Genomic DNA, 27,000 nt, shown 5'->3' with positions numbered 1-27,000 from the left:
TGCGTGGGGTCGTCCCCCCCCCCCCCCCGGCCCGCCCCTCCCCCGCTACCCCGCCCGCCCCCCACCACCCCCCCCCGGGTGCCCCCGCCGCGGCCGTTCGCGGTGGACGGGCACCCGCCAGGTGGGCCCTCCCACCGAAAGCGCTCACGAGCGGGCAGAATGCGTCCGGACCTGTCAGGCGGTGACGGGCCGGTGAGGGAAGGTGTGGGGAATGGCGGAGGCCAGCAGCTCCGTGGCGGCCGGGCCGGGCGCGGCCGGGGCCGGGACGACCGGGGAGGGCGCGGCCGGACCGGCGCCCGGCGCTCCGGGCGTCCGCGGCGGCTCGGGCCCGGCGGGCTGGGCCGGCCGGATCGCCGGCTGGAAGGCGACCGGTTCGCGGCTGGCGCTGCTGCCGCTGCGGATCTTCCTCGGCACCACCTTCGTCTACGCGGCGCTCGACAAGCTCTCCGACAGCCACTACCTGGCCGGGGCCGGCGACCCGGCCTCGTTCGTCTCGCAGACCCGGGCCGTCAAGGGCTCCAGCCCGATCGACTTCCTGCTCGGCCCGGCCCTGTCCCACCCCACCCCGTTCGCCCTGCTGGTCGCCTTCGGCGAGCTGGCGGTGGGCCTGGGCACCCTGCTCGGCCTCTGGGGCCGGCTCGCCGCCGCCGGCGGGGCCCTGATCAGCCTCACCCTCTGGCTCACCGTCAGCTGGACCGTCGCGCCGTACTACCTCGGCAACGACCTCGCCTACCTGATGGCCTGGACGCCGCTGGTGCTGGCCGGCACCCCGTACCTCTCGGTGGACGGCTACCTCGCCCGCCGCGCCGCCCGGGACCGCGGGCGCGGCCTGCGCGAGGACCACGTCCGGCGCCGGGCCCTGATGGACGGCGGCATCGCGGCCGTGGCGATGGGCGGCGCCGGACTGCTCACCGGCTCGCTGACCGCCACCTTCGGGCGGGAGAAGCCCGGCGCGGACGCGAAGGCGAAGCAGTCCGCCGTCCCGGCACCGGCCGCCGCGCCGGTCACGGTGGACGCCGCGAGCGTCCCGGTCGGCGGCTCGGCCCAGGTCAAGGACCCGGCCAGCGGAGACGCGGTCTACGTGGTGCAGCCCAAGGCGGGCCAGTACTGCGCGTTCTCCTCGGTCTGCACCCACTCCGGCTGCGCGGTCGACGCGCCGAAGGACGGAAGGCTCTACTGCCCCTGCCACGGCTCCCGGTTCGACGCGGCCACCGGTGCGGTGGTGACCGGGCCGGCCACCAGGCCGCTGCCGAAGTACCGGGTCACCAAGGAGGGCGACAAGCTGCACCTGGGGCCGCTGGAGGCCCAGGGAGGCTCCTAGGAGGCGCCCCGGTCCGGGCCGTGGTCCTCCGGCCGGGAGCGGCGCACCGCCGCCGCCACCGCCCCGGCCAGGCCGCCCAGGCCCAGGACGATGAAGGTCACCGGGATGACGATCCGGCCGTTCACCGAGACGTCGTTCACCGCCGCCACCAGGTAGAGCACCGCGATCGCGGTGAACAGCCCCCCGGCGATCAGCGAGAACAGGTCGAGCTGGTGCTTCCTCACTGCTGGACCACCTTGACGTTGCCGAGCCCGACCTTCAGCGTGAGGTCGAGCGTGCCCTTGGATGCCTGTCCGTTCAACGGGAGCAGCTGGTAGGTGCGCTTCCCCGGCCCGCCGTCGTCGTAGCCGTCCTGGCCCGTGATGCGGACCTCGACCAGGCCGATCTCGCTGCGCACGTTGACCGTCACGCCCGACGGCACCGTGACGAGCAGGTCGCCGGCGCCCAGCTCGGCGGTGGTGGCCAGGCTCGCGCCGGCCGGGTCGATCGCGCTGAGGTCCAGGTGCAGCGTGCCGGCCCCCAGCGAGTACTTGGGCCGCAGCTCGGCGGCCGTGGCGACGGTCCAGCTGCGGTCGCCGGCCAGGTTCCGGGTGGTGACCGAGGAGCCGCCGATCGCGGTCAGCGCGACGGTGAGCAGCAGGCCCGGGACCACCAGCCGGCGGGCCCGGCCGAACTTGGCGCCGAGCAGCAGGGTCAGACCGATCACCAGCAGCGCGGCGGCCAGCACGCTGCCGGCCCGCACCGTCCCCCCGCCGTCGGCCGAGGCCGACCAGACGGCACTGGCGGCGCCCACCGCCAGCAGCAGGCCGATCAGGCCGAGCGGGGAGCGCTCGCGCCGGTGCACCACCACGGGCGGGCGCGGCGCGGACGGCGGGGCGGGCGGGACGGGGCCGGACCCCTTGCGCAGCGGGTCGCCCTGCGGCAGGTCGGTGCGCTGCCACCACGGCCGGGCCGGGGCGCCGGGCGGCGGGGTCGGCGCGGTGCCGCCGTACGGGTTGCGCTCGGGGTGGCGCGGGTCCCACAGGTAGCCGGACGGGCCGGCGTGCGGGGTGTCGGCCGGGACGGTGCCGGCCTCGCGCGCGGCGGCGTGCCGGGCGCGGGCCTCCTCGGCGGCGGCCGGCTCCTCGCGCGGCCAGCGGTAGCCGTCCGCGGCGGTTCCGGCGGCGGTCCCGGCGGTGGGGTCGGCGTCCGGGAAGTACCGGTCGTACGGGCCGCCCTGCGGTCCGCCGTCCCCGAACCCGTGACCGCGGCCGTGCGGGTGGTGGTGCCGGTGGCGCCGGCCGCGGATCCGGCCGCCGCGGCGGCGCTCGGGGTCGTAGCGGACGGCGAGGAAGACCAGCCCGCCGAGCAGCAGCAGCGGGAACAGCTGGTCGCCGTCGCCCATCGAGGAGAAGAAGACGCCGGTGCCGATCACGGTCAGCAGCACCGCGCCGACCGACTGGCCGTCCACCCGGCCGGTGAGCACCCGCTGGAGCTCGGTGCGGCCGGAGCGGCCGCCCTTGCCGTCGGCATCCGGCTCGGTCGGCACGATCAGCCAGGCCAGGCCGTAGAGGAAGAGGCCGAGGCCGCCGGAGAGGCAGAGCACGACCGTCACGACGCGGAACACCACCGGGTCGATGTCGAGGTGCCGGCCGAGGCCGCCGCAGACGCCGGCCACCACGCGGTGGTGCTCGGCCCGGGTCAGCGGGGGTCGGTCCGGCGCGGGCGGGGCGCTGGTCCCCGCCTCGTGGAGCTCCTCTGCGCGGTGGTCTTCGGTCATGGCCACCATCCTGGTGGGTGCCGGACCCCCGCCCAACCGGTCCCGCCCCTGCTCGGACCCTGACTTGTCCCTGATAAGGGTCAGGGCCGCACCCTGATGCGGCCGGGTCCGCCCGCGTGGAACCATCGGTGCCGTGGCAGCACCCGGTTCCGACCCCCGCCCCCTCGCTCCCGAGCCAGCACCGCCCGGGGGCGGCGACCCGTCCGCGCCCGCGGACGGGAAACCGCCGTACCGCCGGCTGTACCGCAGCCCGCAGGGGCGGATGCTCGGCGGCGTCGCGCACGGGCTCGCCCTGCACCTCGGACTGCCCGTCAGCTGGGTGCGGATCGCCTTCGTGGTGCTGTTCTTCGCCCAGGGCCTCGGCGCGCTGCTCTACGCGGCGTTCTGGTTCGTGGTGCCGATCGGCATCGGCGAGCCGCGGGCCGGCGCGCACTGGGTGTACGTCAACGGCGCCTTCGTCCCGGTCGGCTCCTGGCAGTCGGGCGGCGGCGGGGAGCTGAGCAAGGCCGGCCGGCGCGGCGGGTGGATCGGCCGGCTGCGCGAGGTGCTGCAGCACGCCCTGCGCGGCGAGCCGGTCGAGGCGGGCGAGGGGGCCGGCGCGGCCGCCGGCCAGCGGCAGGGCGGACTGGGCCAGCTGGCCGCGCTGGTGATGCTGGTGATCGGCGTGATCGCCCTGCTCAACGCGCTCAACGTGCAGACCGCCAAGCCGTACACCTGGCCGCTGCTGGCGATCGGCGTCGGCGTGGCGCTGGTCTGGCGGCAGGCCGACGACTCGCGCTGGCAGCGCTGGTTCGGCCTGGAGGAGGGCGACAAGCGGCGCGGCGCCTACACCCGGGTCGGCGCGGGCGTGCTGCTGGTGGTGGCGGGCATCATCGCCTTCCTCGCCACCCAGGGCAGCGGCTCGACGATCGGCTCGGTGGTCGAGGCCTCGCTCGCGGTGCTGGCCGGTGTGCTGGTGCTGGTCGGGCCCTACGCGCTGCGGATGTGGCAGGACCTCGGCGCCGAGCGCACCGCCCGCATCCGGGCCCAGGAGCGCGCCGAGATCGCCGCCCACGTCCACGACTCGGTGCTGCACACGCTGACCCTCATCCAGCGCCGCGCCGAGGACCCCAAGGAGGTGCTGCGGCTCGCCCGGGCCCAGGAGCGCGAGCTGCGGCTCTGGCTCTACCGCCCGGAGGCGGTCGCCGAGCAGGCGCCGGACACCATGGCGGAGAGCCTGCGGGCGGTGGTCGCCGAGGTCGAGGACCGGCACGGCGTCCCGGTCGAGGTGGTCGTCGTCGGCGACTGCCCGATGGACGAGCGGATCGCGGCACAGATGCAGGCCGCGAGGGAGGCGACCGTCAACGCGGCCAAGTACGGTGGCGGGGGACCGGTCCAGGTCTACGCCGAGGTCGAGGGGAGGACCGTGATGGTGTTCGTCCGCGACCACGGACCGGGCTTCGACCCGGACACGGTGCCCGAGGACCGGATGGGCGTACGCGAGTCGATCCTCGGCCGCATGAAGCGCAACGGCGGCACCGCACGGGTGCGGCCGGCGCCGGACGGCGGGACCGAGGTCGAGCTGGAGATGGAGAGAGCGAATGACTGAGGCAGCGCCGGAGCGCCGTGCGCGGGTCGTGCTGGTCGACGACCACCGGATGTTCCGGACGGGGGTACGGGCGGAGATCGGGCGCACCGAGACGACCGGGATCGACGTGGTCGGCGAGGCCGACGACGTCGAGTCCGCGGTCCGGGTGGTCGCCGAGACGCGGCCCGACGTGGTGCTGCTGGACGTCCACCTGCCCGGGGGCGGCGGCGTCGAGGTGCTGCGCCGCTCGGCCGGGCTGATGGGGGACCCGGGGGGAGTGCGCTTCCTGGCGCTCTCGGTGTCGGACGCGGCGGAGGACGTGATCGGGGTGATCCGCGGCGGCGCCCGCGGCTACGTCACCAAGACGATCACCGGGACCGACCTGGTCGACGCGATCTTCCGGATCTCCGACGGGGACGCCGTCTTCTCGCCCCGGCTGGCCGGCTTCGTGCTGGACGCCTTCGCCGCCACCGACACCCCGCCGGTGGACGAGGACCTGGACCGGCTGACCCAGCGCGAGCGCGAGGTGCTGCGGCTGATCGCCCGCGGCTACGCGTACAAGGAGATCGCCAAGCAGCTGTTCATCTCGGTGAAGACGGTGGAGAGCCACGTCTCGGCGGTGCTGCGCAAGCTCCAGCTGAGCAACCGGCACGAGCTGACCCGCTGGGCCACCGCGCGCCGGCTGGTCTGAGCGGGCGCCGTCCCGCCACCCCGCGGTCCCGCCGCCCGCCCGGTCCTGTCAAGGGCCGGGCGGGCTTGTCGGCGCGTGGCCATAGACTCGTCAGTGCCATGAGTAGCCTCTTTGACGACCTCCCGCTCCCCGGTTTCGAGGCCCCCGCCGCCGGGTCGAAGCAGCCCGCGCCGCCGATCGACGAGGAGCCGCCGCCGTACGGGGACGAAGCCCCCTACGACGCCTACGAGGAGGCGATCCCGGACGGGCTGTTCCAGACCGCTGCTTTCCATGAGCCGGGGGGCTCCGCGGAGGCGGAGCGGGACGCCTGGTACCGCAACGGCGCCGCCCGCCCGGTGATCGACCCGGCCGCGCTGCTGGAGGGCATGAACGACCCGCAGCGCGAGGCGGTGCTGCACGCCGGCTCGCCGCTGCTGATCGTGGCCGGCGCCGGCTCCGGCAAGACCCGGGTGCTCACCCACCGGATCGCGTACCTGCTCGGCGCGCGCGGGGTGCAGCCGGGCGAGATCCTGGCGATCACCTTCACCAACAAGGCGGCCGGCGAGATGCGCGAGCGCGTCGAGCAGCTGGTCGGCCCGCGCGCCCGGGCGATGTGGGTCTCCACCTTCCACAGCGCCTGCGTGCGGATCCTGCGCCGCGAGTCCAAGCTGCTCGGCTTCACCTCGTCGTTCTCGATCTACGACTCGGCCGACTCGCAGCGGCTGATGGCGCTGGTCTGCCGCGACCTCGACCTGGATCCCAAGCAGTTCCCGCCGAAGTCCTTCACCGCCAAGGTCAGCAACCTCAAGAACGAGCTGATCGACGAGGAGACCTACGCGGACCAGGCCGCCAACCCGATGGAGAAGAAGCTCGCCGAGGCGTACTTCCTCTACCAGCGGCGGCTGCGCGAGGCCAACGCCCTCGACTTCGACGACATCATCATGACGACGGTGAACCTGCTCCAGGCGTTCCCGGACGTCGCGGAGCACTACCGGCGGCGGTTCCGGCACATCCTGGTCGACGAGTACCAGGACACCAACCACGCCCAGTACACGCTGGTCCGGGAGCTGAGCGGCGGCGCGGCCGCCGACGCCCCGAAGCGCACCGTCGACGGCGACCGGGTCGGCCCGGCGGCCGGCCGGGCGGCCGAGGTGCCGCCCGCCGAGCTGTGCGTGGTCGGTGACGCGGACCAGTCGATCTACGCCTTCCGCGGCGCGACGATCCGCAACATCCTCCAGTTCGAGGAGGACTACCCGAACGCCACCACGATCCTGCTGGAGCAGAACTACCGCTCCACCCAGACCATTCTCAGCGCGGCCAACTCCGTCATCGAGCGCAACGCCAACCGGCGCAAGAAGAAGCTCTGGACGGCCGGCGAGGACGGCGAGAAGGTCGTCGGCTACGTCGCGGACGACGAGCACGGCGAGGCCCAGTTCATCGCCGACGAGATCGACCGGCTCACCGACGCGGGCGCGGCCAGGCCAGGCGACGTCGCGATCTTCTACCGCACCAACGCGCAGTCCCGCGTCTTCGAGGAGGTGTTCATCCGGGTCGGCCTGCCGTACAAGGTGGTCGGCGGGGTGCGCTTCTACGAGCGCAAGGAGGTCAAGGACGTCCTGGCCTACCTGCGGGTGCTGTCCAACCCGGAGGACACCGTGCCGCTGCGCCGGATCCTCAACGTGCCCAAGCGCGGCATCGGCGAGCGGGCCGAGGCGATGATCGACGCGCTGTCCGCGCGCGAGCGGATCTCCTTCGCGCAGGCGCTGCAGCGGGTCGACGAGGCGTACGGGATGGCCGCGCGCTCGGCGAACGCGGTGAAGAAGTTCAACGCGCTGATGGCCGGGCTGCGCCAGGTCGTCGAGTCCGGCGCGGGTCCGGCCGCGGTGCTGGAGGCGGTGCTGGAGGAGACCGGCTACCTCGCCGAGCTCCAGGCGTCGACCGACCCGCAGGACGAGACCCGGGTGGAGAACCTCCAGGAGCTGGCCTCGGTCGCCCTGGAGTACGAGCAGGACCCGGGCGAGCGCCCGGACGCGGGCGAGGACGGCGCGCCGCCGGTCGGCTCGCTGGCCGACTTCCTGGAGCGGGTCGCGCTGGTCGCCGACTCCGACCAGATCCCGGACGAGGACGAGGAGGGGCAGGGCGTCATCACGATGATGACCCTGCACACCGCCAAGGGCCTGGAGTTCCCGGTGGTCTTCCTGACCGGCATGGAGGACGGCATCTTCCCGCACATGCGGGCGCTCAACCAGGTCAAGGAGCTGGAGGAGGAGCGGCGCCTCGCGTACGTCGGGCTGACCCGGGCGCGGCAGCGGCTCTACCTGACCAGGTCGGTGCTGCGCAGCGCCTGGGGGCAGCCCTCGTACAACCCGGCCTCGCGGTTCCTGGAGGAGATCCCGGAGACGCTGGTGGAGTGGAAGCGCACGGGGGCGGCGCCGGCGCCGGCCTCGCGCGGCTTCTCGTCCGGGTCGTCCTGGGGCGGCCGGTCCTCGGGCGGTGCGGGCGCCTCGTCGCGCGGCGGAGCCTCCTCGCGCGGTTCGTCGGCCGGGGCCTCGCCGAAGGCGGGCTGGGGCCAGTCGGCGCGGCGCTCGGGCGCGGCGGCGGAGCGGGAGGCGGTCGCGCTGGCGGTCGGCGACCGGGTCACCCACGACACCTTCGGGCTGGGCACCGTGGTGGCCACCACCGGGGCCGGCGACAAGGCGCAGGCCACGGTGGACTTCGGCACGGAGGGGCGCAAGCAGCTGCTGCTGCGCTACGCGCCGGTCGAGAAGCTGTAGGGCCGGGGAGCCCCGGCCCGCGCTGCGCTCAGCGCGGGTCGAGGCCCTGGGCGAGGAACCAGGGCAGCGGGTCGACGGGGGCGCCCCCGCCGGCCGGGCGGATCTCCAGGTGCAGGTGCGGGCCGGTGCTGTTGCCGCTGCTGCCGACGAAGGCGATGACGTCGCCGGCCTTCACCGTGCCCTTGCGGATCTTGTACGAGCGCAGGTGGCAGTACCAGACCTCGGTGCCGTCGGCGGTCTTGAGGATCGTCATGTAGCCGTACGACGCGTTCCACTGCGTGCGGATGGTGCCGTCGGCGACGGCCATCACCTGGGTGCCGCCGTCCACCGGGAAGTCGATGCCCGTGTGCCGCTTGGCCCAGTGGGTGCCGGCCGCGCCGAAGGCCTCGCCGATGCCGTGCTGGGCGACCGGCATCGAGATCGCGGGCCGGACCGGCGCGGGCGGCTGGTCGGCGGCGGCGGCCTGCGCGACCGGCTGCCCGGCGGCGTCGGGCGCGCCCTGGGTGCCGGAGAGCGGCTGGCGGGCGTCGCCGCGGGAGGCCTGGTCGGCCTGGCCGGCGGCGAGCGCCTGCTGGGCGGCCTGCACGGCCTCGGTGGGCGCGCCGTCCGGCGCGTCGGCGGCGGTGTTCTGCTCGGGGGCACGGCCGGCCGCCTGGGCGCGCTGCTGGTCGGCCTCGCCCTGCACGGTGACGGCGGCCGCGGCGGCGACGCCGAGCGCGGCCACCGACGGCAGGGCGACCCGCAGCAGTGCCGTGCGGGTGGCGGCCTTGGCGGCGTCGCGGCGCTGGGACCGGGACTGCTCGCGGGCGGCGAGACGCAGTTCCGCACGGGTCGGGCGGGCGGCTGCTTCGGGAGCCATCGCGGCTGCCTCCTCGGTGGCCTCGGGCGCGTCGTCGGGCGGGGACGGAGGGTGAAACGACCGAGACTGTAGCCGGAAGCCTGACATCCGGACAAAAGTCCGGATGTCAAGGGGCTGGGGGTGTGCGGTTGCGGGGCGGGAGCAGGGCGGATCGGCGGGCGGGTTGTGATTTTCCCCTCGTCTTGAGGGGCGGCGCCGCCAACCCCGGCGGGTGGCGCTACCCTCCCCTCAGATTGGTTATTGCTCGTTAACCTCGCCCGTGCTCACAAAGTCCGGTGGGGGATGGACGACGAGGTCCGGGAGGCAGTGATGGGTGTGTCAGGACCGATCCGCGTGGTGGTCGCCAAGCCGGGGCTGGACGGCCACGACCGCGGCGCCAAGGTCATCGCGCGCGCCCTGCGCGACGCCGGTATGGAGGTCATCTACACCGGCCTGCACCAGACGCCGGAGCAGGTGGTCGACACCGCGATCCAGGAGGACGCGGACGGCATCGGCCTGTCGATCCTCTCCGGGGCGCACATGACGCTCTGCGCGCGGGTGCTGGAGCTGCTGAAGGAGCGCGAGGCCGAGGACATCAAGGTGTTCTGCGGCGGGATCATCCCGGACGAGGACATCGTCGAGCTGAAGGCGATGGGCGTCGCCGACATCTTCACCCCGGGCACGCCGACCAGCGACGTGGTCGCCTGGGTCGAGGCCAACCTGCGCGCCGCGGGCTGACCGCCGCCGACGGGCCGGGGCCGGACGAGGTGTCCGGCACCGGCCCGTCGCGCGTCCGGGCCGGGCGTCCGGGTGTCCGGGTGTCTCCGGGTTCCGCGGGCGGCCGCCGGTCGGGTCCTCGGTCAGGCCGCCAGCTCGGCGAGCATCGCCTCGCGGAAGCGCAGCGTCCCGGCGAGCCGGGCGAAGGTCTCGCCCCACGCGGTGGCGGTCGAGGCCCCGGCGGCCAGCGCCTCGACCGCCCCGGCGCTCTCCGGGGAGAGCGCGCGCTCGGTCATGCCCAGCACTCCGCTGTGGCTCCACGGGTAGGCGCCGGAGGCCGCGGCCCGGGCCAGTGCCTCGACCACCGCGGTGGAGAGCGGCGGCGTCCACGGGGTGGCGCAGGCGCCGAGCAGCTGGAAGGCGTCGCCGAGACCGTGGGCCTCGATGAACGCGGCCGTCCAGGCGGCCCGTTCGGTGGGCGGGAGCACCGCGAGCAGCTTGGCGGGGGCGCCGGTGGTGCGGGCGGGGCGCCCGGGGCCGGCGACGGGCGCGGGGCCCAGCAGGGCGCGCGCCCAGGCGGCGTCCTGCTGGCGGACGGCGGCCCGGGCCCAGGCCTCGCGCAGATCGTCGGCCCAGGTGCTGCTGGTCTCGTCGATCGCGTCGCCGACCCGCAGCGCGAGCAGCCGCTCGGGCGTCAGACCGGTGTGCCCGGACCAGACGGAGAGCGGGGCGGCGGCGATCACCTCGCCGAACCACCAGGCCCGTTCGCCGCGCCCGGTGGGCGACTTGGGGGGTATGCCGTCGCGCTGCATGGCCGGGTCGCAGGCGGTGGGCGGGGTGACCAGCAGATGCGTGCCATGGGAGGAGAGGCGCACGGCGGTGCGGGCGCGCTCGGCCATCCGGGTGGCCAGTGCGGAGCCGGGCAGGGTGGAGAGCAGTTCGGCGGCGGTGGCCCGGACGTTCTTGCTGCGGTCGCCCAGCGCGGCCTCCAGGAAGGGTTCGTCGGCGAGCGAGAGGCCCTCCTGGAGGGCGTCCAGGAAGAGCAGCCGGTCCTCGGCGCGCTCGGTGGACCAGGTGCCGCGCAGCAGCGCGAGCCCGGCGGCCGGGTCGCGGCGGCGGAGCAGGGTGAGGTGGGTGACCCGTTCGGCGAACAGGCCCTCGTGCCACAGCCGGTCGCCCTCGGCGGGCGCGGCCTCCGGGACGGACGCGGGCTTTGGGGCGGATGCGGCCGCCGGGGCGGGCTCCGGCGCGGACACCGGGTCCTGGGCGGCGCGCTGGACGAACCGCCAGTCCGCGTTGCGCTCGGCGAGCCATCGGCCGAGCGGGCCGGCCAGCGCGACCGCGTCGGGGCGCAGTTCGCTGCGGGCGCGGGCGGCGTCCAGCAGGGCCGGGACGCTGGCGGCGGGCACGCGGTAGCCGCGCTCCCGGGCGGTGGCGAGCCACTGCGGGAGCAGTTCGCCGACGTTGGCGAGCACACCGCTGCCGCCGCCGCGGGTGGAGAGCAGCAGCGAGAGCCGGCGGGCGGCGGGGGCCGGCAGCTCGGGGCGCGGGTCCTCGGCGGCCGGCCGGTCGGCCGGGGCGGCGGCCGGCACGGGCAGTGCGCCGGCCCGGCGGCGGACCGTCTCCAGGGCGGCGAGTTCGAGCAGCGCGGTGGCCGGGTCGGCGCGGTCGACGGCCTCGTCGTACGGGGCGGCCGGGCCGGGCGCGGGGAGCGGGCGGCGGTCGGTGCCCAGCAGGGCGGTGGTCTGCAGGGACTCCCAGGGGTCGGGCACGGGGCCTCCTCCGGTGGAACGGGTGCGGGTGGACGTCGGGGTGTCGGCGGGCTCGCGGCGCGCGCCCGGGGCGCGGCGGGGCCCGCTCAGGGCGTGCCGAGGCCGATCGGGCGGCCGTCGAGCCCCCAGGCGGTGACCGGCGCGAAGCCGCGGTGGCCGTACTCGCCGAAGACGGTGAGCGGGCGCCCGGTGGAGACGGCGGCGAGCCGCCAGAGCGCGGCCTCCGGCACGGCGGCGCGGTGCACCGGGACGGTGTGCCGGCCGTCGGTGAGGTGCCAGCCCCCCTCGGAGAGCACCGGGACGACCTCGGTGAGCACCGTCGGCCAGGCGTCCAGCCACGGGTCGTCGGCCACCGCGGTGCCGTAGCCGGCCACCGCCTCGGCGACGGCCAGGCCGGGCGGCGGTCCGTCGGGCGCCGCCGCGGGGGCGCCGTAGCGGGTGCCGAGCACGGCCCGCAGCGGGCGGGCGCCGGGGTGGAAGGCCAGCTCGGCCTCGACCACCTGGCCGGTGGGCAGGGCGAGTTCGGGGGCCTGGCCGGGGCGGCCGAAGGAGATCAGCAGGGCCTGGCGGCCGGTCTTGGCGCCGCGCAGCCAGAGCTGGCGGGTGGTCAGCCGCTCGTCCGACCCGCCTTCCATGGGCGAGGTCCGGCTGCCGAGGACCTGCCAGCGGTCCCGGACGGTCGGGCCGGCCAGCAGCTCGGCGGTCTCGGTGGTGTAGCCGACCCGGGCGCGGACGGTCGCGGCGAGCGGCGCGGGCAGCTCGTCGAGCCGGGTCGCGGCGGTGGCCAGCAGGTGGAGCATCGCGTACTCCGCCAGCAGCCCGTGCTGCGGCAGCGCGTCGAGTTCGCGGACCCGGGTGGCCAGGCCGGGGGCCTGGGCGTCGACCATCCGGGCCGCGACCTCCTCCCAGGGGCCGGCGGTGGACTGGTCGGCGAGGCCGTGCCGGACCCGGTCGGCGAGCCGCAGCCGCAGCTCGGCGGCGCCGGCCGCGACCCGGGCGGAGCGCTTCTCGGCGCGGCGGCGGGCGGCGGCCGGATCGGCCGGCGCCTCCGCCCGCACGGCCCGCTGCTCGGCGCGCTCCTGGCGGCCCTTCAGCCATTCGGCGGCCCAGTCGGCGGGCTCCGCGCCGTCCGGCACCGCGGCGGGTGAGCCGCTCCAGAGCAGCAGCAGCCCCAGGGCGTGCTTGCAGGGGAACTTCCGGCTCGGGCAGCTGCACTGGTAGGCGGGTGTGGCGAGCTCGACGACCGTGCGGTACGGCGTGCTGCCGCTGCCCTTGCACTCGCCCCAGACCGCCGCGCCGTCGGTGCCCGCGGCGGACCAGGGGGCGGGCGCGGAGAGCTTGCCCGCGGCCTTCCGTGAGGCGGCGTCGGGTGCCAGGGACAGGACGTGTTCGGTGCTCCAGCGTTCCTCCATGCCCACGACGGTAGGCGGCGGCACTGACAGTCGACCGGTGGCCGGGAAGGCCCGAACTGAGGTCCGGTCAGGATTGTCAGTGGTCGGGTGCATGGTGGTTTCCGCAGGCCGGGACGCCGACCTGGCTCCCCCCGATCATCCCGCCGCCCGGGCATCCGTGTGCCCGGCGGCCGACCCGAAGGAGCCCCGATGACCGACGTCGTGACCGAGGTCCTGCGGCAGCACGCCGAGGACGCGTTCGCCGCCGAGCTGTCCGCGCTGGCCGCCCAGGACGACCGTCCGCGCCCGGAGCGCTGGAGGCTCTCCCCGTGGGCCGTCGCCACCTACCTGCTGGGCGGCGAGCTGCCCGACGGCACCGTGATCACCCCCAAGTACATCGGCCCGCGCCGGGTGGTGGAGGTCGCCGTCACCACGCTCGCCACCGACCGCGCGCTGCTGCTGCTCGGCGTGCCGGGCACCGCCAAGACCTGGGTGTCCGAGCACCTCGCCGCGGCGATCAGCGGCGACTCCACGCTGCTGGTGCAGGGCACCGCCGGCACCCCCGAGGAAGCCGTCCGGTACGGCTGGAACTACGCGCAGCTGCTCACCAACGGCCCGAGCCGGGAGGCGCTCGTCCCCTCGCCGCTGATGCGGGCGATGGCGGAGGGCCGGATCGCCCGGGTCGAGGAGCTGACCCGCATTCCGGCGGACGTCCAGGACAGTCTGATCACCATCCTGTCCGAGAAGACCCTCCCGATCCCGGAGCTGGGCAGCGAGACCCAGGCCGTGCGCGGCTTCAACCTCATCGCCACCGCCAACGACCGCGACCGCGGCGTCAACGAGCTGTCCAGCGCCCTGCGCCGCCGCTTCAACACCGTGGTGCTGCCGCTGCCCGGCTCGCTGGAGGAGGAGGTCGAGATCGTCAGCCGCCGGGTCGAGCAGCTCGGCCGCTCCCTCCAGCTGCCCGAACTGCCCGGCGGCGCCGAGGAGATCAGGCGCGTGGTGACCGTCTTCCGCGAGCTGCGGGCCGGCCTCACCACCGACGGCCGGACCAAGGTGAAGACCCCCAGCGGCACCCTCTCCACCGCCGAGGCCATCTCGGTGGTCACCAACGGCATGGCGCTCGCCGCCCACTTCGGCGACGGCGTGCTGCGGGCCGCCGACGTCGCGGCCAGCGTGATCGGCGCGGTGGTCCGCGACCCGGCGGCCGACCAGCAGGTCTGGCGCGAGTACGTCGAGGGCGTGGTCCGCGAGCGCGACGGCTGGAAGGACTTCTACCGCGCCGCCCGTGAGAACGCCCGCTGAACGGCGCGACCGTGCCTCGCACGACCGTGCACCGTACGACGCACCGTACGACCGCAAGCTCGGAACACTCGGGAGGGAGCGCGCGATGAGCGCAGAGGTGACGCTTCTCGGCGTCCGGCACCACGGCCCCGGCTCGGCCCGCTCGGTGGCCGCCGCACTGGAGCAACTGCGACCGGACGCCGTCCTGGTGGAGGGCCCGCCGGAGGCCGACCCGATCCTCGCACTGGCGGGGGAGAAGGACATGGTGCCGCCGGTCGCGCTGCTGGCCCACGCGGCCGACGACCCGGCCCGCGCCGCCTTCTGGCCGTACGCCGAGTTCTCGCCGGAGTGGGTGGCGATCCGCTACGCCACCGAACTCGGGCTCCCGCTCCGCTTCATCGACCTGCCGGCCGGCTACGCCTTCGCCGACGCCGGGGAGGAGGCGGACCGGGGAGCCGACGGCGCCGACGGGGAGGACGCGGACCTGCCGGGCGACCCGATCGCCCGGCTCGCCGAGGCGGCCGGCCACGACGACCCGGAGCGCTGGTGGGAGGACGTCGTCGAGCACCGCCGCCCCGGCGACGGCGAGGACGCGCTCGCGCCCTTCGCGGCCGTCGCCGAGGCGATGGCCGCCCTGCGCGAGGACGGCGGAGCGGGCCGGCGCGACGAGCGGCGCGAGGCGTACATGCGACAGCAGATCCGCGCCGCCCGCCGGGCCGGCCACCAGCGGATCGCCGTGGTCTGCGGGGCCTTCCACGTCCCCGCGCTGGCCGCCATGCCGACCGTCGCGCACGACCGGGCGCTGCTCGCCGAGCTGCCGAAGAAGGTGCGCACCGAGGTCACCTGGGTGCCCTGGACGCACCGCCGGCTCTCCCAACTCACCGGATACGGCGCCGGGATCGTCTCCCCGGGCTGGTACCGCCACCTGCACCGCACGGACGGTGACCCGCTGCCCGGCTGGCTCACCCGGGCCGCCGACCTGCTGCGCGCCGAGGACCACCCGGTCTCCTCCGCGCACGTCATCGAGGCCGTCCGGCTGGCCCGCACCCTCGCCGTGCTGCGCGGCCGCCCGCTCGCCGGGCTCACCGAGACGCTGGACGCCGTCCGCGCGGTGATGTGCGACGGCTCGGACGTCGCCCTCGCGCTCGTCCAGGACCGGCTGGTGATCGGCGACGCGCTCGGCGAGGTGCCCGACGCCGCGCCCGCCGTCCCGCTCCAGCGCGACCTCGCGCGCCTCCAGCGCACCCTGCGGCTCAAGCCCGACCCCGCCCCGCGCGACCTCGACCTCGACCTGCGCAAGGAGACCGACGCGGCCCGCTCCCGGCTGCTGCACCGGCTGCGCCTGCTCGGCGTCGACTGGGGCGTGCCGGTCCGCTCCGCCGTCGCCTCCACCGGCACCTTCCGGGAGAGCTGGCGGCTGTGCTGGCAGCCCGAGTTCGCGGTCCGGATCGCCGAGGCGGCCCAGTGGGGCACCACGGTCGAACGGGCGGCCGCCGGCAAGGCGGTCGGCACCGCCCGGGCCGCCGTCGAGCTCGCCGAACTCACCGGGCTGGTGGAGACCTGCCTGGTGGCCGGGTTGGCCGAGGCGCTGCCCGCCGTGATGCGGGTGCTCGCCGACTGCGCCGCCCTGGACACCGATGTCGCCCACCTGGCCGGCGCGCTGCCCGCCCTGGTCCGCGCGCTGCGCTACGGCGACGTCCGGGGCACCGACCACGGCGCGCTCGGCGAGGTCGCCGGCGGCCTCGCCGACCGGATCTGCGTCGGCCTGCCGCCCGCCTGCACCGGCCTGGACGCCGCCGGGGCCGCCGCGATGCGCGGCCACCTGGACGAGGTGCACGGCGCGATCGGCCTGCTGGACCAGCCGGGCGGCGACGGCGCCGGGCTCGCCGGACTCGCCGACCGCTGGGCCGCCACCCTGCGGGCGCTCGCCCGGCGCGAGCCGTCCGGCGGCCCGGCCACCGGTGTCCCCGGCCTGCTGCGCGGGCGCGCCGTCCGGCTGCTGCTGGACGACGGCCGGCTCGAATCCGACGAGGTCGGACGGCGGCTCGGCCTGGTGCTGTCCACCGCCAACAGCCCGGCGGACGCTGCCGGTTGGATCGAGGGATTCCTGACCGGGGGCGGCGCGCTGCTGCTCCACGACCCCCGGTTGATCGGCCTGCTCGACGACTGGCTGACCGGTGTTCCGGCGGAGGTCTTCACGGACGTGCTGCCGCTGCTGCGGCGCACCTTCGCCACCCTGGAGGCCGGGGTCCGGCACACCGTCGGCGGCCGGGTGGCGGCCGGTCCGCTCGATCCCGGGAACGTCGAACCGGTCGCGGACACCGCCGAGTTGGACCGCCCGCGGGCCGACGCCGCGCTGCCCGTGGTGGCCCTGCTGCTCGGGCTGCCCGACGCCGGGGAGCCCGGCGCCCGCCCGCGGATCCCCCGGCAGGCCGAGGGCCGCGACACCTGACGACACCCACGACACCCCCGTCCCGACCGCCGACCGCACGCAGAGGAGCCCCCGATGGCAGTCACCACCCCCGGCACCGCGTCCGCCGCCGACCCCGGTGCCCGCGCCGACGAGCGGCTGCGCCGCTGGCGGCTGGTCCTCGGCGGCGAGGCGGACGGCACCGGCCGCGCCCTGCACGGCCGGGACGCCGCGATGGACGGCGCGCTCGCCGCGCTCTACCGGGGCGCCGCCGAGGACGGCCGGGCCGGGCAGCCGCGCTCCGGCCGCCGCGGCGCCGGCCTCGGCGGCTCGGCCCCGCAGGTGGCCCGCTGGCTGGGCGACATCCGGACGTACTTCCCGGCCACCGTCGTCCAGCTGATGCAGCAGGACGCCATCACCCGGCTCGGTCTTGAGCAGCTGCTGCTGGAGCCCGAGATGCTGGAGGCCGTCGAGCCGGACGTCCACCTGGTCGGCACCCTGCTCTCGCTCAAGCACGCGCTGCCCGAGACCACCCGGGAGACCGCCCGCGCCGTCGTCGGCCGGGTGGTCGCCGACCTGGAGCGCCGGCTCGCCGACCGCACCCGGGCCACCCTGGGCGGCGCGCTGGACCGCAGCGCCCGGGTCAACCGCCCACGCCACCGCGACATCGACTGGGGCCGCACCATCCGGGCCAACCTGAAGAACTACCTGCCCGAGCACGGCACGGTCGTCCCGGAGCGGCTGGTCGGCTACGCCCGCGCCCAGCGCGCGGTGAAGAAGGACGTCATCCTCTGCATCGACCAGTCCGGCTCGATGGCGCCGTCGGTGGTGCACTCGGCGGTGTTCGGCGCCGTGCTCGCCTCGATGAGCAGCCTGGACACCCGGCTGGTGGTCTTCGACACCTCGGTGGTCGACCTCACCGAGCAGCTCACCGACCCGGTCGACGTGCTGTTCGCGACCCAGCTCGGCGGCGGCACCGACATCAACCGGGCGCTCGCCTACTGCCAGTCCCGGATCACCCGGCCGGCCGAGACGATCGTCGTCCTGATCAGCGACCTCTACGAGGGCGGCATCCGCGACGAGATGCTCAAGCGGGTGGCCGCGATGAAGGCGGCCGGCGTCCAGTTCATCGCCCTGCTGGCGCTCTCCGACGAGGGCGCGCCCGCCTACGACCACGCGCACGCCGCCGCGCTGGCCGCGCTCGGCGCCCCGGCCTTCGCCTGCACCCCCGACGTCTTCCCGGAGATCATGGCGGCGGCGATCGAGAAGCGCCCGATCCCGGTCCCGGACCAGGGGGTGTGAGCGGAACCGTCGGCACGGTCGTCGACCCTGGTCCCGGCGGGATCACCCGAACGGTGGAACCTGGGGCGCAACCGCGCGAAGCCGCCGGTCGGGGCACCCGGCGTACGCCCCCTAAGCTGTCTGTGACGGTTCTCACCAAAGACGGGCAGGCCCCGGGCGAAACACGCCCGTCGTACGGGGATAACCTGCCAGACGGACGTGACGCGCGTGTTGATTGACGTGTGCGCCCGTGGCTGTGTGGGCCGCAAGGCCGTACTTCTGCGTACCCGCACCGCCCCGACGACCCGCAGCGAAGATCCTGCCGTGGCACGCTCGTAGAGACACAATCCGCGACCACGAACAAGGACAAACACGTGGACCTGTTCGAGTACCAGGCGAGGGACCTCTTCGCCAAGCACGGCGTGCCCGTGCTTGACGGCGATGTCATCGAGACCGCCGCAGACGCTGCCGCCATCGCGGAGCGCTTCGGCGGCCGCGCCGTCGTCAAGGCTCAGGTGAAGGTGGGCGGCCGTGGCAAGGCCGGCGGCGTGAAGCTCGCCGCCGACCCGGCCGACGCCGTCGCCAAGGCCGATGCGATCCTCGGCATGGACATCAAGGGCCACACCGTGCACAAGGTGATGCTCGCCCAGACCGCCGACATCAAGGACGAGTACTACGTCTCGTTCCTGCTGGACCGCACCAACCGCACCTTCCTGGCCATGGCCAGCGTCGAGGGCGGCGTGGAGATCGAGGTCGTCGCGGAGCAGAACCCCGACGCGCTCGCCAAGATCCCGGTCGACGCCAACGAGGGTGTGACCCCGGAGAAGGCCGCCGAGATCGTCGCCGCCGCGAAGTTCCCGGCCGAGGTCGCCGACCAGGTCGCCGAGGTCCTGCAGAAGCTGTGGACCGTCTTCATCAAGGAGGACGCCCTCCTCGTCGAGGTCAACCCGCTGATCAAGTCCGGTGACGGCAAGATCATCGCGCTCGACGGCAAGGTCTCCCTGGACGAGAACGCCGAGTTCCGCCAGCCGGAGCACGAGGCGCTCGAGGACAAGGCCGCCGCCAACCCGCTGGAGGCCGCGGCCAAGGCCAAGGGCCTCAACTACGTCAAGCTCGACGGCGAGGTCGGCATCATCGGCAACGGCGCGGGTCTCGTCATGAGCACCCTCGACGTGGTCGCCTACGCCGGTGAGAAGCACGGCAACGTCAAGCCCGCCAACTTCCTCGACATCGGTGGCGGCGCCTCCGCCGAGGTCATGGCGAACGGCCTGGAGATCATCCTCGGCGACCCCGACGTCAAGTCGGTCTTCGTCAACGTCTTCGGCGGCATCACCGCGTGCGACGCGGTCGCCAACGGCATCGTGCAGGCCCTCGAACTGCTCGCGTCGAAGGGCGAGGCGGTCACCAAGCCGCTCGTCGTCCGCCTCGACGGCAACAACGCGGAGCTGGGTCGCAAGATCCTGGACGACGCCAACCACCCGCTGGTCCAGCGCGTGGACACCATGGACGGTGCGGCCGACCGCGCCGCCGAGCTGGCCAACAAGTAAGGAAGGGGACTCTCACACCATGGCTATCTTCCTTACCAAGGACAGCAAGGTCATCGTTCAGGGCATGACCGGCTCCGAGGGCATGAAGCACACCCGCCGCATGCTCGCCTCCGGCACCCAGATCGTCGGCGGTGTCAACCCGCGCAAGGCCGGCACCACCGTGGACGTCGACGGCACCGAGGTGCCCGTCTTCGGCACCGTCGCCGAGGCCATCGAGAAGACCGGTGCCGATGTCACCGTCATCTTCGTCCCGCCGGCGCACACCAAGAGCGCCGTCGTCGAGGCCGTCGACGCCGAGATCGGCCTGGCCGTCGTCATCACCGAGGGCGTCCCGGTGCACGACACCGCCGCCTTCTGGGCGCACGCCGGCGCGAAGGGCAACAAGACCCGGATCATCGGCCCGAACTGCCCCGGCCTGATCAGCCCCGGACAGTCGAACGCCGGCATCATCCCGGCCGACATCACCAAGGCCGGCAAGATCGGCCTGGTCTCGAAGTCCGGCACCCTGACCTACCAGCTCATGTACGAGCTGCGGGACATCGGCTTCACCTCGGCCGTGGGCATCGGCGGTGACCCGGTCATCGGCACCACCCACATCGACGCCCTCAAGGCGTTCCAGGAGGACCCGGAGACCGAGCTCATCGTCATGATCGGTGAGATCGGCGGCGACGCCGAGGAGCGGGCCGCGGCCTTCATCAAGGAGAACGTGACCAAGCCGGTCGTCGGCTACGTCGCGGGCTTCACCGCCCCCGAGGGCAAGACCATGGGCCACGCCGGCGCCATCGTCTCCGGTTCCTCGGGCACCGCGCAGGCCAAGAAGGAGGCCCTTGAGGCCGCCGGTGTCAAGGTCGGCAAGACGCCGTCCGAGACCGCCCGCCTGGCCCGTGAGCTGTTCAAGGGCTGACGCCCTCCCGCTCGCCACGCGGCGCCCCCGGCCGGACCTCCTGCCGGGGGCGCCGCGTTTCCGTCCGCTCGCCCCCGGGCACCGTGCTGCCGCCTCAGCGGCCCGCTGCGCACGGGTGCAGGGCCCAGGCCGGTGCGCAGGCGAGCGGCGGTTCGACGGCCACCGCGCCGGGCGGGGGCAGCGCCTCGGCGTACCGCCCGCCCGACGGCGGGCGGTACGGCCCGTCCTCGCGGGGCGGCGGCGGATCCACCACGACCGGTTCGAGCCCCGGCGTCGGCGAGCACCAGAGGCTCTGGATCCCCGACGGCGGCCCGTCCGCCAGCAGCGGCAGCGGCGCGTCCGGATCGGTCGCCGAGGTCGGGAACGGCGCGCAGAGCGCGGGCGGCGGCGGACCGGGCGGCCGGAACAGCTCGCCCGGCCCCCCGCCCGCGAGCGTCGCCAGCACCGCGCCGCCGACCGCGGCCGTCAGCAGCGCCGCCGCCCCCGTCCGGCCCGCGTTCACCAGTCCGTGCCGGGCCCGCAGCAGCGGCACCGGCGGCCGGTACGGCTCGGGGACCCCGCGCACCGCCGCCCGGTGCATCAGCGCGCACAGCCGGTCGGCGAACCCGTCCGCCGCCGGATCCGTCCCGACCAGCTCCGGCACCGAGTGCGCCAGCGCCGTCCGGGCCGCCCACACCCGCCCCTCGGCGGCCGTCACCGTCGATTCCACCTCCACCGCCACCGCGGCGGCCGGCATCCCCAGCCCGTCGTGCAGCACCAGCGCCCGGCGCTGCGGCCGGGACAGCCGCCGGAGCGCCTTGAGCAGCGCGCGGTCCCGGTCGGTGAGGCGGTCGTGGTCCGGCAGGACCGCCTGGGCCTCGTCGGCCGGCCGCACCTTGATCCGGCGGTGCGGCAGCCGCCACGCGTGCGTGCGCCGCGGGCCGCCCCGGTGCCAGGGGGACAGCGCCAGCTCGAAGGCCCGCGCCCGCACCCACGACTCCGGCTCGCCCCCGGAGGCCGCCTCCGGCCACCGCCGCCGGGCCTCCCCGAACGCCCGCCCCACGCAGTGCACGGCGCGGTGCTTGCACGCGGTGAGCAGGAACACCTGCTGCGCCAGCCGGGTGTGCGCGGTCTCGTACACCTCCTCGAACGCCGCCGCCGGCCTGCCCTCGCCGGCTCCCGCGTCCCGGTCGGCGGTCCGGCCGGGACGCACGCCCTGCGGCCGGTTCGTCCCGGCGGCGTCCGCCACCGGGGGGCGGGCCTCCTCGACGGGGTGTGCGGCGGTCGCACGGTCCGACGGAGACGGGGCGGCGGTGTCGGGCCCCACCGGTTCGGCCGGTTCGACCGGCTCCACCCGTCCGACCGGCTCCACCCGTCCGACCGGCTCCACCCGTCCGACCGGCTCCACCCGTCCGACCGGTGCCGCCGCCGGGGCCTTCCGGTCCTCCGGAGCGCCCGGAGCCTCCGGGGCCCCCGGAGCCGCCGGGGCCCCCGGAGCCTCCGCGGTCCGTCCGGTCGGTGCCGCGCTCCGGCGGGGCTTCCCGCCGCCGGACTTCGGGCGGCGGGCCTGCGCACTCCGGGGCGGGTTGCCGGGCGTGGCCTCCGGGGCGGGCAGCAGGGCGGCCAGGGCGGCGATCTCGTCCTGGGTGCGGGTGCCGAGCTTGCGCAGGGCCCGGTGCTGGTAGCTGCGCGCGGTGGTGGGGGTGACGCCGAGGGCGGCGGCGGTCTCGGCGAGGTCCCGGCCCGCCGCGAGATGGGCGAAAGCCTGCGCCTCACGCGCCGTCAGGCGGCCCAGCAGCTCGGCGGACCCGTCGTCCCGCGCGGGCGGTGCTCCGCCCTTCCCGGCGGTGGGAGCGGTGCCGGCCCGGGCGCGTCCGGCCCCGGCCTTGGCGGGACGCCCCTTCCCGCTGCGGCGCTGCGGCGCGGGCGCGGGCTGGTTGCCGGGGTGTTCGGCGGTCGGGGGCTTGGTCATCAGACGCTCCTGGCCGGGTCGGTCGCGGCGCCGAAAGGGCATGGTCTGAAAATGCGCATAAGCCAATAATCTGGGACACCCCGGCGGTTTGCCTCTTCACCGAGCATGGCGAGTCGCCTTGGCACGATGTGGGCCATGACGCAGCTGACGGGTCGTCCGATTCTGGGAGCGCCGGGCGAACTGGGGGCCAGGCCCGTCCTGTCCGCCCTGCTCGCCGGGGTCCGGACGGCCCTGCTCGGGCTCTGCGCCGTCACCGTCCCGGTGCTCGGCCTCTGGGTGGTGACGCCGAACGCGGACGCGGGGGCGTCCGGGGCGCTGCGGCTGGCGGCGGCGCTCTGGCTGCTCGGGCACGGCGCGCCGGTGCTGCGCGGGGCGGCGGAGGCGCCGCTGTCGGTCACCCCGCTGCTGCTCGGCCTGCTGGCGGCGGCCCAGTTGTCCCGGGCGGCGGGCCGGGTGGCTGCGCGCGGCGCGGGGCGGCCGGGGCGCAGCGGGGTGCGGGCGGTGTGGGCGGGCTACTGCGCGGTGGCGTGCGCGGTGGTGGCGCAGTGCGCGGGGGCGGGGGAGTTCCGGGCCCGGGTGCTGCCGGACCTCGCCGTGGTCGCGCTGGTGGCCGGGGCGGCGGTGGTGGCCGGTGCGCGCGGGCGCGCGGTGGTCGCGGGGGTGACGGGACTGCTGGAACGGGCGCTGGCGCGGCTGCCGGAGCCGGCCCGGCCGACGGGCGGCGCGGTGGCGGTCCGGGTGGCCGCGCAGGCGGCCGGGACCGGGCTGCTGGCGGCCGGCGGACTGGTGCTGGCGGGGGGCGCGGTGCTGGCCGCGGCGTCCACGAGCGGCGCGCCGGGGGTGTTCGACGGCGGGCCGGCGGCGGTGGCGGGGGTGCTGCTGGTGAGCCTGGTGCTGCTGCCGAACGCGGTGCTGTGGGGTGCGGCGTACGCCCTCGGGCCGGGGTTCGCGGCGGGGGAGGGGGCGGTGGTGTCACCGGTGCGGACGGTGCTGGGGCCGGTGCCGGAGTTCCCGCTGTTCGCGCTGTTCCCGGAGCCGGGTGCGGGCGGCTGGCGGCTGGTGGTGTGCGTGCTGCCGGCCCTGGCGGGCGTGGTGCCGGGGCTGGTGCTGGGCCGGGCGGCCGTCCTCGGCCAGGGTGGTCGGCCCGGCCCGTGGCCGCCGGCGGCCACCGCGGCGGCGGCGGTGGCGGCCGCGCTGCTGGCCGGGGTCGCGGCGGCGGGGCTCGGCGGTCTCTCCGGCGGGGCGCTGGCGGCCGGCCGGATGGCCTGGCTGGGGCCGGTGCCCTGGTGGACGGGCCTGGCCGCGGCGGCCTGGACGGCGGTCGTCGCCACCCCGACCGCCCTGCTGGCCCGCTTTCGGCTGCTGCGCGAACCCGGGGTCCGCGTCCCCCTCGTCCCTCGGGCGCTCGCCCTGCGCGCGCACCGGTGGGCGCTTCTCCTGCGCGCCCGCGCCCACCGGGCGGTCACCCGCCTGTCGGGACTCGGGGTCGGCACCCCCGGGGCCGGCGCGGACGGCGCCGGCCGGGCCCGCTGACCGGGTCTACTCGCTCTGCTTGGTGATGTCGACGTACCACTGCGGGGCGAGCCGCTCGCAGCCGTCGGCGCCGCTGGCGGTGAGGGAGTCCTGCACGCAGGTGACGTAGTCGTTGTAGTACAGGGCCAGGCCGAGGACCGAGGAGACGAAGACCACGGTCATGGCGCCGGTGAGGACGCCGGCCAGGGCGGCCGGGGTGAGCGGGTTCGGGGTGGCGGGGCCGGCGGGGGCCGGGGTGCCGGTCGAGGCGTCGGCGGCGGGGGCAGGCCTGGGGGCGCGCATGGCGGAGACGCCCCAGACGATGGCGAGCGCGCCGACGAACAGGGCGACGTAGTGCAGGGAGGCGAAGGCGCAGACCAGCGCGCCCATGCCGGCCAGCGCGGCGTTGCGGGCCTTGCGCTGGGCAGGGTCGGTCGGGTCGAGCCGGGGCGGCTGCGGCGCGGGCGGGCGGGGGTGCCAGCCGCCGCCCTGGTAGCCGGGGCTCCAGGGGTGCGGCGGCGGGACGAGCGGGCGCTCGTCCGGGTCGCCGTCCTGGCCCTCGGGGCGGTCGGAGCCGTCGGAGGGGTGGGGAGCGCGCGGTCGCCACGGCTGCTCGGGGGCATCCGCCGGCGGCGGCGCGAAGGGGTTGCGCTCGCCGGTGTCGTCACCGCTGCTCATGGTTCAGCCATTCCTTCTCGGTCGGTGGGGCGGGTGCCCGCGCCACCCTATGATCCCGCAGGCCTTTGTGGGGGCTCCGGGCGCGTCCGGGACGAGCCGGTCGGGGCCCGCCGGGCCCGGCGAGATCCCCGTCTCAGCTACGCGCGTAGCCCTCGACGGTGTTTCGGAGGCCGTCCGACCAGCCGTTATGGTGGTGACGGTCAGCAGCTCCCACGGGTTCCCCGGGCGCCCGCGTCGCGGCGGGTTCTCCAGGAGTTCCCCCTCGCTCGACCTGCCGTTCGTAGTGGCCCCACCGCCGGTGGACGTACCAGCGTACGGCGACCGACCTACGGAGAATCGCGCAGTGGCCGCCGCCCCCGCTCAGCTCTTCCCGCCCCGCACGCCCGGACCGGCCCGCCTGGTGGTGCTGGTCTCCGGCTCCGGCACCAACCTCCAGGCGCTGCTCGACGCCGCCGCCGATCCCGCGTACGGCGTGGAGATCCTGGCCGTCGGCGCGGACCGCGACGGCATCGCGGGCCTGGAGCGCGCGGAGCGCGCGGGCCTGCCGGTGTTCGTGCACCGGGTGAAGGACCACCCGGGCCGCGCGGACTGGGACCGCGCGCTGACCGCCTCCGTGGCCGGGTACCGGCCGGACCTGGTCGTCACGGCCGGCTTCATGAAGATCCTCGGCCCCGAGTTCATCGCGGCCTTCGCCGGACGGATCGTCAACACCCACCCCGCGCTGCTGCCCTCCTTCCCCGGCGCCCACGGCGTCACCGACGCCCTGGCGTACGGGGTGAGGGTCACCGGCTGCACCGTCCACCTCGTCGACGCCGGCGTCGACACCGGGCCGATCATCGCGCAGGGCGTCGTGGAGGTCCTCGACGCCGACCACGCGGATGGCGGCGAGGCGCTGCACGAGCGCATCAAGACTGTCGAGCGCAAGCTGCTCGTCGACGTCGTGGGCCGGCTGGCCCGCGAGGGTCACCGCATCGAGGACCGAAAGGTATGGATTCCGGCATGAGCGCCGCCCCCACCACCACTCCCGTCTCCGAGAACGTCCGGCCGATCCGCCGCGCCCTGATCAGCGTGTACGACAAGACCGGTCTGGAGGAGCTGGCCCAGGGCCTGCACGCCGCCGGGGTCGCCATCGTCTCCACCGGTTCCACCGCGGGCCGGATCGCCGCCGCGGGCGTCCCGGTGACCGAGGTCTCCGAGCTGACCGGCTTCCCGGAGTGCCTGGACGGGCGCGTGAAGACGCTGCACCCCCGCGTGCACGCCGGCGTGCTCGCCGACCTGCGGCTGGAGTCGCACCGCGCGCAGCTGGCCGAGCTGGGCGTCGAGCCCTTCGACCTGGTCGTGGTGAACCTCTACCCGTTCAAGGCGACGGTCGCCTCCGGCGCCACCCCGGACGAGTGCGTCGAGCAGATCGACATCGGCGGCCCGAGCATGGTCCGCGCCGCCGCCAAGAACCACCCCTCGGTGGCCGTCGTGGTCGACCCGGCCCGCTACCAGGACGTGCTCGCCGCCGCCCGGGCCGGCGGCTTCGACCTGCTGACCCGCAAGCGGCTGGCCGCCCAGGCCTTCGCGCACACCGCCGCCTACGACGTCGCGGTGGCCAACTGGTTCGAGGAGTCCGGCTACACGGAGACCGAGGACGCGTTCCCGGCCTTCCTGGGCTCGGCCTTCGAGCGCCAGAACGTGCTGCGCTACGGCGAGAACCCGCACCAGGGTGCCGCGCTGTACACCGACGGCAGCGGTGGTCTGGCCGGTGCGCGGCAGCTGCACGGCAAGGAGATGTCGTACAACAACTACGTCGACACCGACGCCGCCCGCCGCGCCGCCTACGACCACGCCGAGCCGGCCGTCGCGATCATCAAGCACGCCAACCCGTGCGGCATCGCGACCGGCGCCGACGTCGCCGAGGCGCACCGCAAGGCGCACGAGTGCGACCCGGTCTCCGCGTACGGCGGCGTGATCGCCGTCAACCGCCCGGTCACCGTGGCGCTGGCCGAGCAGATCGCCCCGATCTTCACCGAGGTCGTGGTGGCCCCCGGCTACGAGGACGGTGCCGTCGAGGTGCTGGCCCGCAAGAAGAACCTGCGGGTGCTGCTGGCCCCCGAGGCCCCGGCCAACCGCCAGGAGGTGCGCCCGATCTCCGGCGGCGTGCTGCTCCAGGACGCCGACCGGGTGCACGCCGAGGGCGACGACCCGGCGACCTGGACGCTGGCCACCGGTGAGGCGCTGTCCGAGGCCGAGCTGGCCGAGCTGGCCTTCGCCTGGCGGGCCTGCCGGGCCGTCAAGTCCAACGCGATCCTGCTGGCCAAGGACGGCGCCTCGGTGGGCGTCGGCATGGGCCAGGTCAACCGGGTCGACTCCTGCAAGCTCGCGGTCGAGCGGGCCGGCGAGCGGGCCAAGGGCGCGTACGCGGCCTCCGACGCCTTCTTCCCCTTCGCGGACGGCCCGGCGATCCTGATCGCCGCCGGTGTCCGGGCGATCGTCCAGCCGGGCGGCTCGATCCGCGACGAAGAGGTGATCGCGGCCGCCGCCGAGGCCGGGGTGACCATGTACCTCACCGGCACCCGGCACTTCTTCCACTGATTCCGCCGGTTCGCCGGCCGGCCGATCCGATGACCGGCTGATCC

20 protein-coding genes and 1 pseudogene are annotated in these 27,000 nt (G+C 75.8%); 14 read left to right on the top strand and 7 right to left on the bottom strand.

Annotated elements, in window-relative coordinates:
* Positions 1–211: 211 nt before the first annotated feature.
* Both ACFVFS_RS31310 and ACFVFS_RS31305 read left to right on the top strand, forming a co-directional pair.
* Positions 212–823: pseudogene (locus ACFVFS_RS31310) on the top strand (DoxX family membrane protein); the annotation flags it as partial.
* Between the two features lie 39 nt (positions 824–862).
* A complete protein-coding gene (locus ACFVFS_RS31305) occupies positions 863–1,321 on the top strand; it encodes a Rieske (2Fe-2S) protein (protein ID WP_380628196.1) in 459 nt (152 codons plus the stop codon).
* Here the strand turns inward: ACFVFS_RS31305 and ACFVFS_RS31300 are convergent.
* A complete protein-coding gene (locus ACFVFS_RS31300; RefSeq protein ID WP_376086084.1) occupies positions 1,318–1,545 on the bottom strand; it encodes a hypothetical protein in 228 nt (75 codons plus the stop codon). The two genes, ACFVFS_RS31305 and ACFVFS_RS31300, sit on opposite strands and share 4 nt — an antisense overlap.
* A complete protein-coding gene (locus ACFVFS_RS31295) occupies positions 1,542–3,080 on the bottom strand; it encodes a PspC domain-containing protein (protein WP_380628194.1) in 1,539 nt (512 codons plus the stop codon). Before ACFVFS_RS31295 ends, ACFVFS_RS31300 begins: the two co-directional genes overlap by 4 nt.
* A gap of 238 nt (positions 3,081–3,318) precedes the next feature.
* Between ACFVFS_RS31295 and ACFVFS_RS31290 the strand changes: the two genes are divergently transcribed.
* The 3 genes from ACFVFS_RS31290 to pcrA all read left to right on the top strand — a co-directional run bounded on the left by ACFVFS_RS31290 (position 3,319) and on the right by pcrA (position 8,091).
* On the top strand, positions 3,319–4,668 hold the full coding sequence (locus tag ACFVFS_RS31290) for a PspC domain-containing protein (protein WP_380628195.1): 1,350 nt from the start codon (positions 3,319–3,321) through the stop codon (positions 4,666–4,668).
* Positions 4,661–5,338, top strand: a complete 678-nt coding sequence (locus ACFVFS_RS31285; RefSeq protein WP_030300497.1) for a response regulator transcription factor — start codon at positions 4,661–4,663, stop codon at positions 5,336–5,338. The genes ACFVFS_RS31290 and ACFVFS_RS31285 overlap by 8 nt, the downstream gene beginning before the upstream one ends.
* Positions 5,339–5,436: 98 nt before the next feature.
* Complete coding sequence (gene pcrA / locus ACFVFS_RS31280) at positions 5,437–8,091, top strand: DNA helicase PcrA (protein WP_380628193.1); 2,655 nt, start codon at positions 5,437–5,439, stop codon at positions 8,089–8,091.
* A gap of 28 nt (positions 8,092–8,119) precedes the next feature.
* Here pcrA and ACFVFS_RS31275 read toward each other — a convergent pair whose 3' ends face one another.
* The gene (locus tag ACFVFS_RS31275) at positions 8,120–8,950 is read right to left on the bottom strand and encodes a M23 family metallopeptidase (RefSeq protein WP_380628192.1); all 831 of its coding nucleotides are present in this window, start codon (positions 8,948–8,950) and stop codon (positions 8,120–8,122) included.
* A gap of 309 nt (positions 8,951–9,259) precedes the next feature.
* Here ACFVFS_RS31275 and ACFVFS_RS31270 point away from each other — a divergent pair, with 309 nt between their 5' ends.
* Complete coding sequence (locus ACFVFS_RS31270; protein WP_380628191.1) at positions 9,260–9,667, top strand: cobalamin B12-binding domain-containing protein; 408 nt, start codon at positions 9,260–9,262, stop codon at positions 9,665–9,667.
* 122 nt (positions 9,668–9,789) lie between these two features.
* Here ACFVFS_RS31270 and ACFVFS_RS31265 read toward each other — a convergent pair whose 3' ends face one another.
* Both ACFVFS_RS31265 and ACFVFS_RS31260 read right to left on the bottom strand, forming a co-directional pair.
* On the bottom strand, positions 9,790–11,418 hold the full coding sequence (locus ACFVFS_RS31265) for a DUF5691 domain-containing protein (protein WP_380628190.1): 1,629 nt from the start codon (positions 11,416–11,418) through the stop codon (positions 9,790–9,792).
* 86 nt (positions 11,419–11,504) lie between these two features.
* A complete protein-coding gene (locus ACFVFS_RS31260; protein ID WP_380628189.1) occupies positions 11,505–12,830 on the bottom strand; it encodes an SWIM zinc finger family protein in 1,326 nt (441 codons plus the stop codon).
* 189 nt (positions 12,831–13,019) lie between these two features.
* Here ACFVFS_RS31260 and ACFVFS_RS31255 point away from each other — a divergent pair, with 189 nt between their 5' ends.
* From ACFVFS_RS31255 to sucD, 5 genes are all read left to right on the top strand, one after another.
* On the top strand, positions 13,020–14,114 hold the full coding sequence (locus tag ACFVFS_RS31255) for an AAA family ATPase (protein WP_380628188.1): 1,095 nt from the start codon (positions 13,020–13,022) through the stop codon (positions 14,112–14,114).
* 85 nt (positions 14,115–14,199) lie between these two features.
* Entirely contained in the window at positions 14,200–16,545 is a 2,346-nt protein-coding gene (locus ACFVFS_RS31250; protein WP_380628187.1) for a DUF5682 family protein, read from the top strand.
* 54 nt (positions 16,546–16,599) lie between these two features.
* Entirely contained in the window at positions 16,600–17,805 is a 1,206-nt protein-coding gene (locus tag ACFVFS_RS31245; RefSeq protein WP_380628186.1) for a VWA domain-containing protein, read from the top strand.
* 353 nt (positions 17,806–18,158) lie between these two features.
* A complete protein-coding gene (sucC, locus tag ACFVFS_RS31240; RefSeq protein ID WP_380628185.1) occupies positions 18,159–19,331 on the top strand; it encodes an ADP-forming succinate--CoA ligase subunit beta in 1,173 nt (390 codons plus the stop codon).
* Between the two features lie 19 nt (positions 19,332–19,350).
* On the top strand, positions 19,351–20,235 hold the full coding sequence (sucD, locus tag ACFVFS_RS31235; RefSeq protein WP_376086067.1) for a succinate--CoA ligase subunit alpha: 885 nt from the start codon (positions 19,351–19,353) through the stop codon (positions 20,233–20,235).
* A gap of 94 nt (positions 20,236–20,329) precedes the next feature.
* On the opposite strand, the gene ACFVFS_RS31230 is transcribed toward sucD, so the two are convergent.
* Entirely contained in the window at positions 20,330–22,186 is a 1,857-nt protein-coding gene (locus ACFVFS_RS31230) for a sigma factor-like helix-turn-helix DNA-binding protein (protein ID WP_380628184.1), read from the bottom strand.
* A 135-nt stretch (positions 22,187–22,321) separates the two neighbouring features.
* Between ACFVFS_RS31230 and ACFVFS_RS31225 the strand changes: the two genes are divergently transcribed.
* Positions 22,322–23,719, top strand: coding sequence for a DUF6350 family protein (locus ACFVFS_RS31225; RefSeq protein WP_380628183.1), 1,398 nt, complete (start codon positions 22,322–22,324; stop codon positions 23,717–23,719).
* A 6-nt stretch (positions 23,720–23,725) separates the two neighbouring features.
* On the opposite strand, the gene ACFVFS_RS31220 is transcribed toward ACFVFS_RS31225, so the two are convergent.
* On the bottom strand, positions 23,726–24,376 hold the full coding sequence (locus tag ACFVFS_RS31220; RefSeq protein ID WP_380628181.1) for a hypothetical protein: 651 nt from the start codon (positions 24,374–24,376) through the stop codon (positions 23,726–23,728).
* A gap of 343 nt (positions 24,377–24,719) precedes the next feature.
* Between ACFVFS_RS31220 and purN the strand changes: the two genes are divergently transcribed.
* Together purN and purH are read left to right on the top strand one after the other, a co-directional pair.
* Positions 24,720–25,379, top strand: coding sequence for a phosphoribosylglycinamide formyltransferase (purN, locus tag ACFVFS_RS31215; protein ID WP_380628180.1), 660 nt, complete (start codon positions 24,720–24,722; stop codon positions 25,377–25,379).
* Positions 25,376–26,956 carry a bifunctional phosphoribosylaminoimidazolecarboxamide formyltransferase/IMP cyclohydrolase gene (gene purH / locus ACFVFS_RS31210; protein WP_380628179.1) on the top strand — a complete coding sequence of 527 codons (1,581 nt, stop codon included), beginning with the start codon at positions 25,376–25,378 and terminating at the stop codon, positions 26,954–26,956. The genes purN and purH overlap by 4 nt, the downstream gene beginning before the upstream one ends.
* Positions 26,957–27,000 lie beyond the last annotated feature (44 nt).

The organism is Kitasatospora sp. NPDC057692 (genome assembly GCF_042799475.1).
Lineage (GTDB): Bacteria > Actinomycetota > Actinomycetes > Streptomycetales > Streptomycetaceae > Kitasatospora.
Note: the sequence above shows the minus strand (reverse complement) of the source record. Positions and strands in the feature narration are given on the sequence as shown.